1 pseudogene is annotated in these 367 nt (G+C 36.8%); it reads right to left on the bottom strand.

Features of this window, described 5'->3' with window-relative positions:
* Positions 1–213, bottom strand: a pseudogene (locus HC175_RS20765) (ABC transporter); the annotation flags it as partial.
* Positions 214–367 lie beyond the last annotated feature (154 nt).

Here is a 367-nt window from a genome sequence, read left to right as displayed (position 1 = left end):
AATGATCAGAATGTTGGTCATTAGCTCAGATCGTAGGGCAGCTTCCGAAGTAACTTCTCCGTTCACCCATCTTTCAATGGCACTGGTAGATTCTCCAATGAAGCGGGGAGTGACCAGGGCAAACACCCGGGCGATAATGGTAATGAAGATCCCCCCAATGAGGTGCCATTTATATTTGTATAAGTATTTATTGAGATGTTTTAATTCTTTCATACTGGTAAACACGTCACGATTTTCCCAATTTCATATTTTTGAAGGTGCAAAAGGTTTTGAAATTGAAATATTATTTACTTTTGCCATATATTATTTCGATAACCGAAATTTTCCAAATTTAAAACTTATGACAGTGGATGTTCTAAAGGCAAAT

It is taken from the genome of Salinimicrobium oceani (assembly GCF_012037645.1).
The sequence above is the reverse complement of the archived record's forward strand: the minus strand, read 5'-3'. Positions and strand labels throughout refer to the sequence as shown.